The sequence below is a fragment of the Prosthecomicrobium sp. N25 genome, from assembly GCF_037203705.1.
In the GTDB taxonomy this organism is placed as follows: domain Bacteria; phylum Pseudomonadota; class Alphaproteobacteria; order Rhizobiales; family Ancalomicrobiaceae; genus Prosthecodimorpha.
In genome coordinates, this window is record NZ_JBBCAT010000002.1 from 208,830 (window position 1) to 223,012 (window position 14,183).

Annotated in this window: 12 protein-coding genes and 1 pseudogene; 4 read left to right on the forward strand and 9 right to left on the reverse strand. The window is 67.3% G+C overall.

Annotated features, from left to right (window positions below):
- Window positions 1-5 precede the first annotated feature (5 nt).
- From WBG79_RS15780 to WBG79_RS15810, 7 genes are all read right to left on the reverse strand, one after another.
- Entirely contained in the window at window positions 6-827 is an 822-nt protein-coding gene (locus WBG79_RS15780) for a sugar phosphate isomerase/epimerase family protein (protein WP_337358152.1), read from the reverse strand.
- Between the two features lie 31 nt (window positions 828-858).
- Window positions 859-1,638, reverse strand: a complete 780-nt coding sequence (locus WBG79_RS15785) for an ABC transporter permease (RefSeq protein WP_337358778.1) — start codon at window positions 1,636-1,638, stop codon at window positions 859-861.
- A 77-nt stretch (window positions 1,639-1,715) separates the two neighbouring features.
- The gene (locus WBG79_RS15790; RefSeq protein WP_337358153.1) at window positions 1,716-2,651 is read right to left on the reverse strand and encodes an ABC transporter permease; all 936 of its coding nucleotides are present in this window, start codon (window positions 2,649-2,651) and stop codon (window positions 1,716-1,718) included.
- Window positions 2,651-3,643 carry an ABC transporter ATP-binding protein gene (locus tag WBG79_RS15795; RefSeq protein ID WP_337358154.1) on the reverse strand — a complete coding sequence of 331 codons (993 nt, stop codon included), beginning with the start codon at window positions 3,641-3,643 and terminating at the stop codon, window positions 2,651-2,653. The genes WBG79_RS15790 and WBG79_RS15795 overlap by 1 nt, the downstream gene beginning before the upstream one ends.
- On the reverse strand, window positions 3,640-4,626 hold the full coding sequence (locus WBG79_RS15800; RefSeq protein ID WP_337358155.1) for an ABC transporter ATP-binding protein: 987 nt from the start codon (window positions 4,624-4,626) through the stop codon (window positions 3,640-3,642). Before WBG79_RS15800 ends, WBG79_RS15795 begins: the two co-directional genes overlap by 4 nt.
- 71 nt (window positions 4,627-4,697) lie before the next feature.
- Window positions 4,698-6,335: an ABC transporter substrate-binding protein gene (locus tag WBG79_RS15805; RefSeq protein WP_337358156.1), complete on the reverse strand. Its 1,638-nt coding sequence runs from the start codon at window positions 6,333-6,335 to the stop codon at window positions 4,698-4,700.
- Between the two features lie 720 nt (window positions 6,336-7,055).
- Window positions 7,056-7,643, reverse strand: coding sequence for a hypothetical protein (locus tag WBG79_RS15810; protein ID WP_337358157.1), 588 nt, complete (start codon window positions 7,641-7,643; stop codon window positions 7,056-7,058).
- A 516-nt stretch (window positions 7,644-8,159) separates the two neighbouring features.
- Here WBG79_RS15810 and WBG79_RS27635 point away from each other — a divergent pair.
- The 4 genes from WBG79_RS27635 to WBG79_RS15825 all read left to right on the forward strand — a co-directional run bounded on the left by WBG79_RS27635 (window position 8,160) and on the right by WBG79_RS15825 (window position 12,534).
- On the forward strand, window positions 8,160-8,417 hold the full coding sequence (locus tag WBG79_RS27635; RefSeq protein ID WP_443147467.1) for a hypothetical protein: 258 nt from the start codon (window positions 8,160-8,162) through the stop codon (window positions 8,415-8,417).
- A 246-nt stretch (window positions 8,418-8,663) separates the two neighbouring features.
- Window positions 8,664-9,527, forward strand: a complete 864-nt coding sequence (locus tag WBG79_RS15815; protein WP_337358158.1) for a peptidylprolyl isomerase — start codon at window positions 8,664-8,666, stop codon at window positions 9,525-9,527.
- The gene (locus tag WBG79_RS15820; RefSeq protein WP_337358159.1) at window positions 9,524-10,519 is read left to right on the forward strand and encodes a HupE/UreJ family protein; all 996 of its coding nucleotides are present in this window, start codon (window positions 9,524-9,526) and stop codon (window positions 10,517-10,519) included. The genes WBG79_RS15815 and WBG79_RS15820 overlap by 4 nt, the downstream gene beginning before the upstream one ends.
- 77 nt (window positions 10,520-10,596) lie before the next feature.
- Window positions 10,597-12,534, forward strand: a complete 1,938-nt coding sequence (locus WBG79_RS15825; protein WP_337358160.1) for a DUF3604 domain-containing protein — start codon at window positions 10,597-10,599, stop codon at window positions 12,532-12,534.
- Between the two features lie 553 nt (window positions 12,535-13,087).
- On the opposite strand, the gene WBG79_RS15830 is transcribed toward WBG79_RS15825, so the two are convergent.
- Entirely contained in the window at window positions 13,088-13,480 is a 393-nt protein-coding gene (locus WBG79_RS15830) for a DUF302 domain-containing protein (protein WP_337358161.1), read from the reverse strand.
- A gap of 55 nt (window positions 13,481-13,535) precedes the next feature.
- Window positions 13,536-14,155, reverse strand: a pseudogene (locus WBG79_RS15835) (L,D-transpeptidase).
- Window positions 14,156-14,183: the final 28 nt, after the last annotated feature.

The window sequence follows — 14,183 nt, forward strand, 5'->3', positions numbered from 1 at the left end:
CGGGCTCACTCCACGAGGCCGAGTTCCTTCAGGTGGGCGTAGCCCTTCTGGAGGTTGACGGGGTCCCTGACCTCGAGCACGCAGCGCGGCTTCGCGTCCAGGGTGGCGACCGCCCTGAACACGGCGTCCCAGCGGATCGTCCCCTCGCCGGGCAGCCAGTGCCGATCCGCATAGCCGTCGGCATCCTGGACATGGATATGCGAGAGCAGCTCCCCGGCCGCGTGAACGTAGTAGTCGACCGGCGGTGCGCCCGTGGAGCCGTGGGCGTAGTGCGCGTGACCCGTGTCGATCGAGACCCGGACGGCGTCGCTCTCGAAGCTGCGGACCAGGGCCACGCGCGCATAGGGGTCCTTGTCCTCGATGTTCTCGATGACAAGGGTCACGCCGATCCCCTCGGCGCGTCGGACCACCTCGCGCAAGGTCGCGTGGCAGCGCTCGATCACCTGGGCGCGGGCATTCGGCAGGCCGTCCAGGTTGTTGTAGTCCCACGTCGTGTAGGGCGAGTGGATCACCATCTGGGTCGCGCCGACCGCCTCGCAGACCTCGAGCCCCTGGAGGAGGCGGCGGGTCACGACCTTGCGGATCTCCGGGTCCTGACTGTCGATCTTGAAGCCCCAGAAAGGCCCGTGGATGCCGAGACGCCCCTGCCATCCGGCCAGCAGCTGGCGGATGCGCTGAGCCTTCGGATGCCAGTCGCCGTCGAGCACTTCCGCCCAGAAGAAATCCTGCAGTTCGAGGTCGCGGTTCCTTTCGAAGAGCCAATCGCGATGCATCTCGATCATGGGCAGCGCCAGGGCGGCGCCGAGCACGGGCAGCGGCTTGGTCATGGGTTGGTCCTTGGGTGTTCGAGGAACGACATCAGCGCAGCGTGGGATCCAGGCGGTCGCGCAACCAGTCGCCCACGGTGGAGACCGCGAGCGTGGTGAGCACGATCGTCGTGGAGGGGGCCAGCATGATCCAGGGCGCGCGGGTGAGGTACTCGCGGCCGTATCCGACCATGTTGCCGAGACTCGTCATCGGCGGCTGCACGCCGAGGCCGAGGAAGGACAGCCCGGACTCCATCAGGATGACCTCGGGAAAGACCAGGGTCATGGAGACGATGAGGGTCGAGGCGATGTTGGGGAGGATGTGGCGGAGATAGATGCGCGACGGCGTGGCGCCGAGCTGGCGGATCGCCCCGGCATAGCCCTGTGCGCCGGCCGAGATGGCGAGGCCGCGGGCGATGCGGGCGTATCGCTCCCAGCCGTATAGGCCCATCAGGCCGATGAGCAGCGGGAGCGCGCTGCCGAAGAAGGCGAGCACGGCCAGCGCCATGATGAGGAAGGGCAGGCTCGCCTGAAAGTCGACGAGCATGAGCACGATCTGCTCCGTGGGGCCGCGGAAATGGGCCGCCAGGAAGCCGAGCGTCGTGCCGATGAGGGCCGAGATGATCGTCGCGCCGAAGGCTATCGCAAGGGAGATGCGGATCGAGGCGACGAGGCGGGAGAGCACGTCGCGGCCGAGTTCGTCGGTGCCGAGCCAGTGGGCCGGATTGCCGGGCGGGGCGAGCCGGTTCTTGAGGTCCAAGGTGGTGAAGCCGTGCGGGGCGATCTGGTCGGCGAAGACGGCAACGACGATCATCCCGGCGATCCAGAGCATCGCGACGGCGACGCCTGCGGGGATCTTCGGTAGCGCGGGCCGGCGGGCGGGCGCAGGGGTGGCAATATCGGTCACGGTCAGTGTCCTCCGCCGGCGGGCGCCTGGCGCAGGCGCGGGTCGAGCAGGCCGTAGAGCAGATCCACCGTCAGATTGGCGGCGACCATCGTGGCCGCGACCACGAGCAGGATGCATTGGACGACCGCGAGGTCGCGGTTCGCCACGGCGACGACCAGGAGCCGGCCGACGCCGGGCCAGGAGAACACGCTCTCGACCACGACCGCGCCGGCGATCAGCGTGCCGACCATGAAGCCGACGATGGTCACGGTCGGGATCGCGGCATTGGGGAGGGCATGGTTGCGGATGGCCGCGGCCCAAGGAACACCCTTGGCGAGCGCCGTGCGCATATAGGGCTGTCCGAGCACTTCCAGCATGGCCGAGCGCGTGAAGCGCGCCAGGATCGCCGCGCCGCCGAGGCCCATGGTGACGATGGGCAGGATGGCGTGCCGCCAGGTATCCTGCCCGCCCGAGGGCAGCCAGCCGAGCTGCACGGAGAAGATCAGCACCAGCACGAGTCCGAGCACGAAGCTCGGCACGGTGAAGCCGGCGACAGCGAGGGTCATGACCAGCCGGTCGACCCAGCTCCCCCGGTGCAGGCTCGCGTAGACACCCGCCGGGATGCCGAGCCCGACCTTCAGGAGCAGCGCCGGAAGCGTGAGGGCGAGCGTCGCCGGGATCCGCTCGGCGACGAGCTGGATCGCGGGCCGTCCGTCGCGCATGGAGCGACCGAGTTCGCCCTCCGCGATGGCCGAGAAGTAGCTGAGGTACTGCTTCCAGATCGGGTCGTCGAGACCCCAGGCCTTGCGGAAGGCCGCGATCACCTCCGGGGGCGCCTCCGGTCCCATGATGATGAGGGCCGGGTCTCCCGACATCCGGAGCACGACGAAGGCGAAGGTGACCACCAGGGCGATGGTCAGCAGCGCGCGACACAGGCGGGCGAGGAGAAAGCGGAGCATCAGGCGGCTTCCGGCATGGGCGCGGCGGACGGCGCGACGTGGTGGCAGGCGGCGCGGCGTTCCCCGCCCAGGTCGACGAGCGCCGGGGCCTCCGTCCGGCAGCGTGCCACCGCCACGGGGCAGCGCGGATGGAAAGCGCAGCCGGGAGGCCGGTCGGCCGGATTCGGCGGATCGCCCGAGAGGACGATCCGATCCGCGCGGGACTTGCCCGGCAGCGGCGCCGCGGAGACCAGCGCCCGGGTGTAGGGGTGGAGGGGACGGGCGAACAGGTCGTCGGCGTCCCCTTCCTCCACGATGCGGCCGAGATACATGACGGCGACCCGCCGGCTCACCTGCCGGACCACTCGGAGGTCATGACTGATGAACAGCATGGCGAGGCCGAGCTCGGCCTGCAGGTCGCCCAGGAGATTGACCACCTGAGCCTGGATCGAGACGTCGAGGGCCGACACCGGCTCGTCGCAGACGATCAGGTCCGGTCGGGTGGCGAGCGCGCGGGCGATGACGACGCGCTGGCGCTGCCCGCCGGACAGTTCGTGCGGGTAGCGGCGGGCCTGGTCGACAGAGAGGCCGACTGCCTCGATCAGCTCGCGCGTGCGGGCCTGCCGCTCGGCCGGCGTGCCGAGACCGTGGATGTCGAGCGGCTCGGCGATCTGGTCGGCGACCGGCAGGCGCCGGTCGAGCGCGCCGAGCGGATCCTGGAAGATCATCTGCATGCGCGCGCGGAGCCTCCGCCATTCCGCCGTCCCGGGCGGCGGCATGGGCACGCCGCCGAACCGGACCTCGCCGGCGTCCGGCGTCTCGAGGCCCAGCACCATGCGCCCGGCGGTGGACTTGCCCGAGCCGGATTCCCCGACGATGCCGAGCGTCTCGCCGCGCGCGAGTCCGAGCGACACGCCGTCCACGGCGCGAACGTCGACCGTGCGGCTCAGGAGGCCGCGGCGCATCGGATAGCGCCGGGCGATGGTCTTCGCTTCGAGGAGGATCCCGCTCATGCTTCGACGAGCTCCCGGACAACAGCCTGGTGGCGGTGGACGGCGAGAATGCAGGCCATGCGCCTTTCCTCTCCGACGGGCTCCAGCGCCGGCGGTCGCACCTCGCAGCCGGGCGCCGCGTGAAGGCAGCGCGGCGCGAAGGCGCAGCCCCCGGGCAGGGACTTCGGGTCCGGTACGGTGCCGGGAATGGCGAGGAGCTTCCGGCGCGGGCCGGCGAGCGGCGGCAAGGCGCCGAGGAGGCCGCGGCTGTAGGGGTGGGCGGGGTCTTCGAACAGGAGCCTGGCCGGCGCCTCTTCGATGACCCGGCCGGCATACATGACCGCGACCCGGTCGCAGCATTCGGCGATCACGCCGAGATCGTGGCTGATGAGGACGAGGGCCATGCCCGTCTCCCGGCGGATGTCCAGGACCAGGTCCAGGATCTGCGCCTGGATGGTGACGTCGAGGGCCGTTGTCGGCTCGTCGGCCACGAGCAGATCCGGTTCGCCCGCCAACGCCATGGCGATCATGACCCGTTGGTTCTGCCCGCCCGAGAACTCGTGCGGATAGGCCGAGAGGCGGCGCTCGGCGTCCGGAATGCCCACGAGGTCGAGCAGCCGCTTCGCCTCGGCCCGGATGGCGGCGCCCGACAGCCCGCGATGAAGCGCGAGCGCCTCGCCGAGCTGGCGGCGGATCGTGAGGACCGGATTGAGCGCGCTGGCCGGATCCTGGAAGATCATGGCGATGCGCCCGCCGCGGATGCGGTCGAGGTCGCGGGCCGGGGCGCCGAGGATCTCGCGGCCCTCGAGCCTCACGCTGCCGGCCACCCTGGCCTTGCCCGGCAGGAGGCCCAGCGCGGCGAGCCAGGTGACGGACTTGCCCGAGCCGGATTCACCGACGAGGCCCAAGGCCTCGCCGCGTCCGACCTTCAGGTCGATCCCGTGCAGGACGCGGGTCCCGTCGAAATGGACCGTGAGATCGCGTATCTCCACGAGGGGGGTCATTCGCTTGCTCCGGGTTGGAACGGTCCGAGCCCGCGGGGGGCGCCCGCGGCCTCGTCGTGGCAAGGGCCGGCTCAGAGCGAGAAGTTGCCCGACCGGAAGTCCATGGCGAAGGCTGGCGCCGTCTTCCACTTGATGGACTTGGGCTTGGCCGTGAAGGTGGCGTTCTGGTGCAGGACCGTGTAGGCGGGGTCCTCGCGCTCGCAGATCTCGAGCATTCGGCGGAACGCCTTCTTGCGTTCGGCCCAGTCGGTCGAAGTCTCCAGGATCTCGGCCATCCGGTTGGCCTCGTCGTTGGTCCATTCGCCGATCTGTTGCTGCTGGCCGTTCGGCCCGTGCTGGGCGACGATCGAGGAGACCGGGTCGTTGAAGGGTGCCGAGTTGGACCAGTCGCGCACCCCGCGCGCCGTGCCGCGTTCCATGATCTGGGTCCAGTTTTCCTTCGACTCGATCTGGACGTTGAGACCGACCGACTTCCACATCTCGACAAGCACCTGGGCAGTGGCGACCTGGTTGGTGTAGTAGTTGTTGAGCAGTCGGTACGGGATGGCATCGCCCTTGTAGCCGGCCTGCCTGAGAAGATCCTGGGCGAGCTTCGGGTCATACTTCGGAACGTCCCAATCGGCGATGAACATGTCATCGTAATACGACCACTGCAGGCCCTTCGGCACCACCGTACGGCCCGCCCAGAGGCTGTCGACGATCGCCTGACGGTCGATGGCGTGCGTCAGGGCACGGCGGACCATCGGGTTGGCGAGCACCGCGTGGAACTTGTCGAACACGGTCAGCCGGTGGTTCAGGATCGTGCCGCCCTGGACCTCGAAGGCGGCGTTCTTCTCGATGCCGGGGATCTGGTCCGGCGGCATGTCGCAGGCGAACTGGTATTCGCCCGAGAGAAGACCGTTCACACGGCTCGCCACTTCCGGCACCTCGACGAATCGGATGCGCTTCAAGGGCGGCCGGCCGCCCCAGTATTCGTCATGGGCTTCGAGGACCAGGTAGGTGTCGGGCTTGAAATCGACGATCTTGTAGGGACCCGTCGTGATCGGCCTGCGCGCCCAGTCGAGGTAGGTGGGGGCGTCATCCCAGCCCTTGCGGCTCATGATGTCCGAGCCGTAGCGGGACAGTCGCCCCTCGAGCGTGACGTCCGGCGTCGCGTTGATGAAGCGGACCGTGTACTTGTCCACGGCCTCGACGCGGATCAGATCCGGCCAGGCGCGGCGGGCGGCGGCGGGCACCTCGGGCGGCAGCTCCTTGCCGGGGCGCGGCGTCGGAATCTGCTCGAATGCCTTCAGCGTCGTGCGGTTCTTGGCCTCCGTATTGGAGAACATGCGCTCGCGAGAAAACGAGAAGACGACGTCCTCGGCGGTCATCTCCTCGCCGTTGTGGAACCTGACCCCCTGGCGCAGCTTCAGTTCCACCGTCTGGCTGTCGATCCGACGCCATTCGGTCGCGAGCAGCGGCACCTTGCGCAGGCCGTTCAGCCAGTCGCGCCCGATGAGCCCCTCCCAGACCGACGAGAAGAACACGCGCTCCCCGACGTTCGACTGTTCGCGCAGCACGTCGAGGGTGTTCGAGTTGGAGACCTTCTGCACGGCGACGGTGATCGACGGCCGGCTGTCGGCCTGGGCGATGGCGAAGCGGGGCAGGATCAGGCTGCCGGCGGCAGCGGCACCCAGTCCGAGAAGAGTGCGGCGGGATGGTTCGATCATTGGAGACGTCTCCTGAAGCGTCGGCAGGCGGGGCCGTCGAACCTGTCTCTGCAATTTTCAGTTGCCGGACAGGCCTCGGTCAGGAGCTATAGGAGGCGTTCGCGAAGCGGCGGTGACACTTGAGTGGAGCTTAGATGACAGGCGTCGCTCGCCCGCACAGCATCTATTCACGATCCGCTCGGCGGGTAGCGCTTGAGTTGACCAACGGGTTCGACCTGGAGAAACGCAGGTCGCCACGGAGCTCCCGAGCGTGTCTGGATCAGGGCCGTCGCGCCCGTCACGACCTGACGAGCGAGCCAACGCTCTCAGGCGCTGGAACCTCTCAAACGTGGCCATCGTCAGGCCCCGGAGGGATCTTCGGGGTAAGCAGGGTAGACCCGCTTGGTAGCAGAATGGGTTTGCGCGAAGCCGCCGTCCGCACGGCCTAGCCTTCAGGAGGCCGCCGCTATTTGCACAACCATCAGTTCTCAACACCACTAAACACTGCGGACCATTCTTCGGTGAGGTATGGCGATCAGGCAACTATGACGTGGATGGAGGCGCACCGATTCGAAGTCTGGCATCCGCAAGTCATTGACGAGCATGGAAGGCTGGAGGTGACGCAATTCGCAACTACTCACCATTCCGGTCTCGCAAATGCTGTATTATGTGCAGAACCTTCGCTGAACGACGTAGATGAATGGAATACGAGCCCGCTAGGACAAGTTTTTGCAGGTCACATTAACCGAGGGTGCTTGCACTCTCCACTTCCTCGTACTCTATAGTCCAATTCTCCCGATACCACTTCTCCTTCACCTGTCTGTACCACTCGGCAAGCTGCGGATAGAACGCCGACGATGCCCTGGCAAAGTCGATCATCCCGGCCGGATCCGACCCGCCCTCCGCGTTGAGGTCTCGCCAGAAGCCGACGAGGCCGCCGGGCAGGGCGCCGTCGATGAGGCGGATCGGTTCCCGCATCGTGAGTGGCAGCCGCGACGTCTTGGGCCGGACGGTGTAGCCGTCGCCCGCGCCCTGGTCGTCGTATTCGTCCCGGATCCGATAGGGGCGGCGCTTCGGCAGGTACTCACCCCCCATGAAGGCGGGATGGATGGCGGATCGGAAAGCACGTTCCTGGACGTCGAGCGAGGAGACCACCTCGGCCGGGTCGAGCGGGGTGCCGACTTCGGCATCCACCAAGGAGCGGCGGCGCAACTCACCGGTGATCCTGGCTTCGAAATGGGTCCGGAGCGACTGCGGCCCCCAGTAGGAGCGAGGGCGGAAATCGAGGTCGAACTGGCTGACGTCGGCATGGTCGTGCCTCTCACGCAAGAGCGGTTTCGAAGACGGGGTATAGCGTTGATGGCTTCGCAGGCCGGCCCTTTGGCACACTGAGCTCGTGCGATAGCTCCCTATGGACACCGGGCGGGCCGGAGTACCTGATGCGGCGGGGCCGGCAAATCGACCCCGGGCAGGCCGAGGCCGCCGGTACCTGCGCGGCGTCGCTCCGCGGGCCGGCGCCGAAGCGCATCGATTGCCGGACCGGGTACACGTAACGCGGGCGGAACTGTTCCGACTCGGGCCGGTCCGCGACCGTGATGAGCCATCGCAGTGCTGCGCGCTCCCGACGCGCGGTTGTTGCGGAGCCGCCCCCGACGGGGTGGCGCCGGACCTGACCGCACCGCCGGCACGCTCCCGAAGGACGATCCCGATGCTTCTTAACCCGTCTGCTGAGACGCCACCGCGACCTTCGATAACTGATCTCCCTCCATTCTAAAATTCTTGATGTATCGCAATGACTCAATCTGCCGGCAGACATAAAAGCTAAGTGAGGTACGGGAGGAAACCATGAGAGCTTCAGTGGTGCTGTCATCCCTGTTGTTTGCGGGCGTTTTGACCGCAGGCTCGGAAAGCGCCAGCGCCGTCGTGTACTGCCAATACATAAGCTATCCGGCTGGCTGCGTCGCGAGACCCGGCGTTGTTCTGGTCCCGCGTCCGGTTGCCCGTGCGGCAGTCACCCCGGGCGTCGGCGCCCCGGGCGTCGGCGTGCGGCCCGGAACGCCCGCCAACCGAGGCGGTCCCGTCAACCGCGCCGGCCGCCGCTGACGCATCAGCGGCCCGACCGCGCTGAGGCTCGTTGAGGGGTAAGCGAGACCTCCGCAGCAGCCCGACGCTCCTGGCCGGGATCGGCTGGAGCCCGCCGGGCTGCCCGCACCGTGGCAGCCGCCGGTCGCTGACCGTCGCGACGATGCCGTCCTCCCCAGCGACTACCCAGCAGTTCGGTTGACAGCCACACAATTGGCCTTGGCCCACCGAGGAACGAGGCTCTTACGGCCGAGCGGAAGGTGCTCCATGAGACTGTTGAAAGAGCCCCTGCTGCACTTCGCGGTCATCGGCGGCCTGATCTTTGCGGTCCACGGGGCGGTCGACAAGGGAAGCAAGGCAGGGCCAGCCACACAAACCGTACGGATCACGACCACCGATGCTGACTGGCTGCGCGAGATGTGGGCGCGCCAGTGGCAGCGCCCGCCGACCGACGAGGAGCTCACGCGGCTCCTGACCGACCATCTCACGGAAGAGGTCCTTGCCCGCGAGGCTAGAGCGCTGGAGCTCGACGTGGGAGATACGATCGTCCGGCGCCGTCTGGCGCAGAAGATGGCGTTTCTGCTCGACGACACCATTCGCCTGGCCGAACCGACCGAGGCGGAGCTCCGCGCCCTCTACGAGACGCGCCCCGACCTCGTCCGCACGCAGCCGCGGGTTTCCTTCACCCAGGTCTACTTCCGCCGTGGCAGCGACGACCAGGTCCGCGCCACCCTTGCGGCCCTTTCCGACGATGCCGCGGTCCCGGACGAAATGGGCGATAGCCTCGTGCTGGGGGACACGTTCGCCGACCAGGACGAACAAGCCCTGACCAACCTGTTCGGTGCCTCCTTCGCGAAGGCCGTTCTCGCTTTGCCGGTCGACCGCTGGTCGGGGCCGATCCAGTCCAGCTACGGTCTGCACATCGTGAAGGTCACGGCGTTGTCGCCGGTCGAGGCACGCCCCTTTGAGGTGGTCCGCGGACGCCTTGAGGAGGAGTGGCGCCGCGAGCGACAGGAGAGGGCCCGCTCGGACCGTCTCGGGGCGCTCTTCGGCAAGTACCAGGTATCCGTCGATCCTGCGGTGCGTCGCTGGGTTCGCGTGCCCGGCGAGGACCCGGGAGGCCGGCCATGAAATGGACGGCGATCCTCGTGGCGGTCCTCGCGCCCCTGCTGGCGCTGTCGGCGCCGCGCGTCGCCCATGCGCACGAGGTCCGGCCCGCCTATCTTGACCTGGTCGAGGAACGGCCCGGTGAGTTCAGCGTGCTCTGGAAAACGCCGATGCAGGGCGAGATGCGCCTGGCGCTCGCTCCGGTCTTCTCCGGCCCGGTCGATCTCCTCGCTCCGGTCGCCACAAAGGTGACTGGCGACGCCGCGGTTCAGACCTGGCGCATTCGGGCCGACGGCCTGCGCGGAATGTCGCTGCGGATCGTCGGCTTGGAGGGCACGCTCACCGACGTGCTCGCCCGCATCACCTTCGCGGATAGCTCCACCTGGGTCGTACGCCTCACGCCCCGCGAGCCCGAGGCCGTCGTCCCGGCCCGCCCGTCGGGCTGGTCCGTCGCGAGCACGTACCTGGCCCTCGGGGTGGAGCACATCCTGACGGGCGTCGACCATCTGCTTTTCGTACTGGCTCTGCTGCTTCTGACGAGCGGTCCGTGGCGGCTGGCAAAGACCGTGACGGCTTTCACGCTTGCCCACAGCATCACTCTCGCTCTCGCGACGCTGGGCATCGTCCGTGTTCCGCCCAAGCCCGTGGAAGCAGTGATCGCCCTGAGCATTGTGTTCGTGGCTTCGGAGATCCTGCGCAACCGCCGGGAAAAGGCCGGATGGTCAGAACGAATGCCGTGGCTCGTGGCCTTCACCTTCGGCCTGCTGCACGGCTTCGGCTTCGCCGGCGCTCTGAGCGATGTCGGCCTGCCTGATGGGCAGATTCCCGTGGCCCTGCTGTTTTTCAACGTCGGCGTCGAGGCGGGCCAGCTTCTGTTCATTGGCGGGGTGCTGGTGATGGCGGCCGGTCTGCAGCGTCTCAGGATCGTCTGGCCGCGCTGGTCCGTGCTGGCGACGCCCTATGCGATCGGGAGCCTGGCGATGTTCTGGATGATCCAGCGCCTGGCCGCGTTCTGAACACCGCGCAGCGCGCGACACGGAGATGTCGGGGCCTGTCCGGCCGCGACCTTGGAAGCCAAAGGAGGGAGAGAGGAATGAAAAGGACGATTATCAGGCGATCCCTGGCGACGGTCTTGATGGCGCTCGGCGCCGCTTCTTCGGCATGGGCGCAGGACGTCGGCACGACCACGCGGGAACAGATCGACAAGGTGCTGCCGAAACCGCCCTACTCCCCTTATGCCAACCGGGATTTTCCCACCCGGCCCTTCTTCGGCGACACCCATCTGCACACCTCCTACTCCTTCGACGCGGGAGCCTTCGGGGCGCGCCTCGGGCCGCGGGACGCCTATCGCTTCGCGAAGGGCCTTCAGGTGACAGCCTCGTCCGGGCAGCCGGCGAAGCTCTCCCGCCCGCTCGACTTCCTGGTCGTCGCAGATCATTCGGACAACATGGGCTTCTTCCCCGACCTGCTCAGTGGCAAGCCCGAGATCTTGGCCGATCCCACCGGCCGCCGCTGGTACGACATGATTCAGTCGGGCCGCGGCGGGGAGGCCGCCATCGAGATCATCTTCTCCTTTGTCCAGGGAACCTACCCCAAGGACCTCACCTACGCCCCCGGAACGCGCGCCTACCGCGGTGCCTGGCAGGAGACGCTGGCCGCCGCTGAGGAAGCCAACGACCCGGGCCGCTTCACCGCCTTCATCGGCTTCGAGTGGACCTCGACCCCCAAGGGCAACAACCTGCACCGTAACGTCATCTTCCGCGACGGCGCGAGCAAGGCGGGTCTGGTCGAGCCTTTCACCACCTCGCAGCCGCTCGGCAGCGAGGATCCGGCCGATCTCTGGAAGTGGATGGAGAACTACCAGGCCAAGACCGGCGGCAACGTCCTGGCCATTGCGCACAACGGCAATCTCTCGAACGGCATCATGTTTCCCGTCGTTGAGGCGTTTGGCAAGAAGCTCGACCGTGACTACGCCGAGACGCGGATGCGTTGGGAGCGTCTCTACGAGGTTACGCAGACCAAGGGCGACGGCGAGGCGCACCCCTATCTGTCGCCGAACGACGAGTTCGCCAACTTCGAACGCTGGGATTTCGCCAATCTCGATGCGAGTGCGGCGAAAAGCAAGGACATGTTGGAGTTCGAGTATGCCCGTTCGGCGCTAAAGAATGGGCTCAAGCTCGAGCAGACCCTGGGCGTGAACCCTTACAAGTTCGGACTTGTCAGCGGCAGCGACGCCCATACCGGGCTCTCCGCGATGGAAGAGGACAACTTCTTCGGCAAGACCACGCCCGCGGAGCCGAGCCCTGAGCGCCTGCACGCCACCTTCGTCGACAATCCGAAGACCGGCATCAAGATTATGGATTGGCAGGTTTCCTCGTCCGGCTACGCCGCCGTGTGGGCGCGGGAGAACACCCGGGAAGCGCTCTGGGACGCGATGCAGCGCCGCGAGACTTACGCGACGACTGGCCCCCGCATGCTCGTCCGGTTCTTCGGCGGGTGGGACTTCGTCCCGCAGGACGCGAACAGCCGTCTGCCCGCGCAAGTCGGTTACACAAAGGGCGTGCCAATGGGCGGCGACCTGCGCGCCGCGCCCCAGGGCAAAGCACCCTCCTTCCTGGTGGCCGCACTCAAGGATCCACTTGGCGCGAACCTCGACCGCTACCAGATCGTGAAAGGCTGGCTGACCAAGGATGGGAAGCTGGAGGAGCGGGTCTACGACGTCGCCTGGGCGGATGCAGACCGGCGCAAGCCCGGAGCGGACGGCAAGCTGCCGCCCGTGGGCAACACCGTCGACGTCCCTAACGCCACCTGGACGAATTCGATCGGCTCACCCGAACTAGCGACCGTCTGGACCGACCCGAATTTCGATCCAGGTCAGCCGGCCTTCTACTACGGTCGCGTGATCGAGATCCCGACACCGCGATGGACGGCTTACGACGCAAAGCGGTTCGGGGTGCAGCCCTTGCCCCAGACCCCCATGACCATCACCGAGCGCGCTTACACGTCGCCCATCTGGTACACACCGCAATAATTGCCCGCACTATCGCGAGGCCGGGCTTAGGCCCTTGAAATGGACCCCGGCACGCCCGAATGGGCGGCCGGGTTTGGCTGCTCGGCACCCCCACCAACGCTCCACTGGAGCCGCGTGCCGATCGCGCACGACACAGACCCCGTCCCCGGCCGACGAGGGCGACGGTCCGCAACCTCGACGGCAGTTAGGTATTGACCAGCACTCCATCCGCCCGCGCTGGGCGGATCCGCACGTCCCCCGCCATTGAAGTCTGAGGCAAGCTACGCCGACAAGAAGTGCCTCTCCGCTCAGCTCGCAGAAGTCTTTCGCCTACAGTGCACAGAGCTCGAGGTAGGGCGACTTCTCAAAGCCTTCGGCGAGGTCGCCTAAGCCGCCGACACGCCGGACTTCTATGTCGCTGGCGACAATGGAACCAGCGGGTGAGGGCGGACTAGACGACATGTTTATCGAGTACACGTACTTCAACGACTTGTCTTAGGCGGTATACTGCCACGCCAGATGATCGGGATAGCGACCGGAGGCACGGGAACGGTTCTTCAGTTGCTTTCGCAGCTTACACCACGATCTCGTCCACAGCGCTTCTCAGCGCCGCGCGGACCGCGCCGGCGGTCTCAGCAAGAGCGGGATTTTCGATCGCCTGCATGGAGGCGACCGGGTCCACGGCCGCAACCTCGACGGCATCGTCGCCCGTCTGGTGGACGATGACGTTACAGGGAAGCATGACGCCGATCCGCGGTTCCGCCTGCAGCGCTTTGTGCGCCATTCCGGGGTTGCATGCGCCGAGGATGCGGTAGGGTCGCATGTCGGCGCCGATCTTGCGCTTCATAGTCGCGGCAACGTCGATGTCGGAAAGCACACCGAAGCCGTGCCGCCCGAGCGCCGCAATTGTGGCCTCGACCACCTGATCGAACGGGCGGCCGAAGACGCGAGCATAGGTGTAATCCATGGTCTTCTCCTCGTCAGGAGGGTGCTGCCGCGTGGGCGGCACCCCATTGGCCCACTTAGCCCGTCAGCGATGTGCCGGCGCGCAGGACGCGGACCTTGGTGTTGACCGGCACGCGGCCATGGAGGTCTATGATGTCCGCGTTGAGCAGCCTAACACAGCCCGACGAAACCGCCTCCCCAATCGACCAGGGCTCGCTTGTGCCGTGGAGACGGTAGAGCGTGTCCTCGTTCCCCTGTACAGGTAGAGGGCGCGGGCGCCGAGCGGGTTTTCGGGACCGCCCGGCATCCCGCCCGCGTAGCGCCGGGAGGCCGGATCTCGTTCCATCATCTCGGCGGTAGGCGTCCAGCGTGGCCAGGCAGCCTTGCGGCGGATGATAGCCTCGCCCGACCAGGCGAAGCCGTCTCGGCCGATGCCACAGCCGTCGCGGAGTGCCCGACCGTCCTCCCGCATCAGGTAGACGAAGCGGGCATCGGTATCGACCACGATGGTACCGGGCGGCGCACCTGTTGGGTCGTTGACCTCCTGCCGCCGGTAGCACCCCATGGCTCCCGCCCGCATCGGCTGCGAGATCGACGAGACGTACCTCTTGCCTAGCCCGCACAACCCTCTTGGCGTATCCCTCCCTGATCCGCTCGGCGACGGTGACTTCGCCGGTGCTGACCCCAGGGAATGCACTACCGGGGCGCCCGCTTCAGGGTCGCCT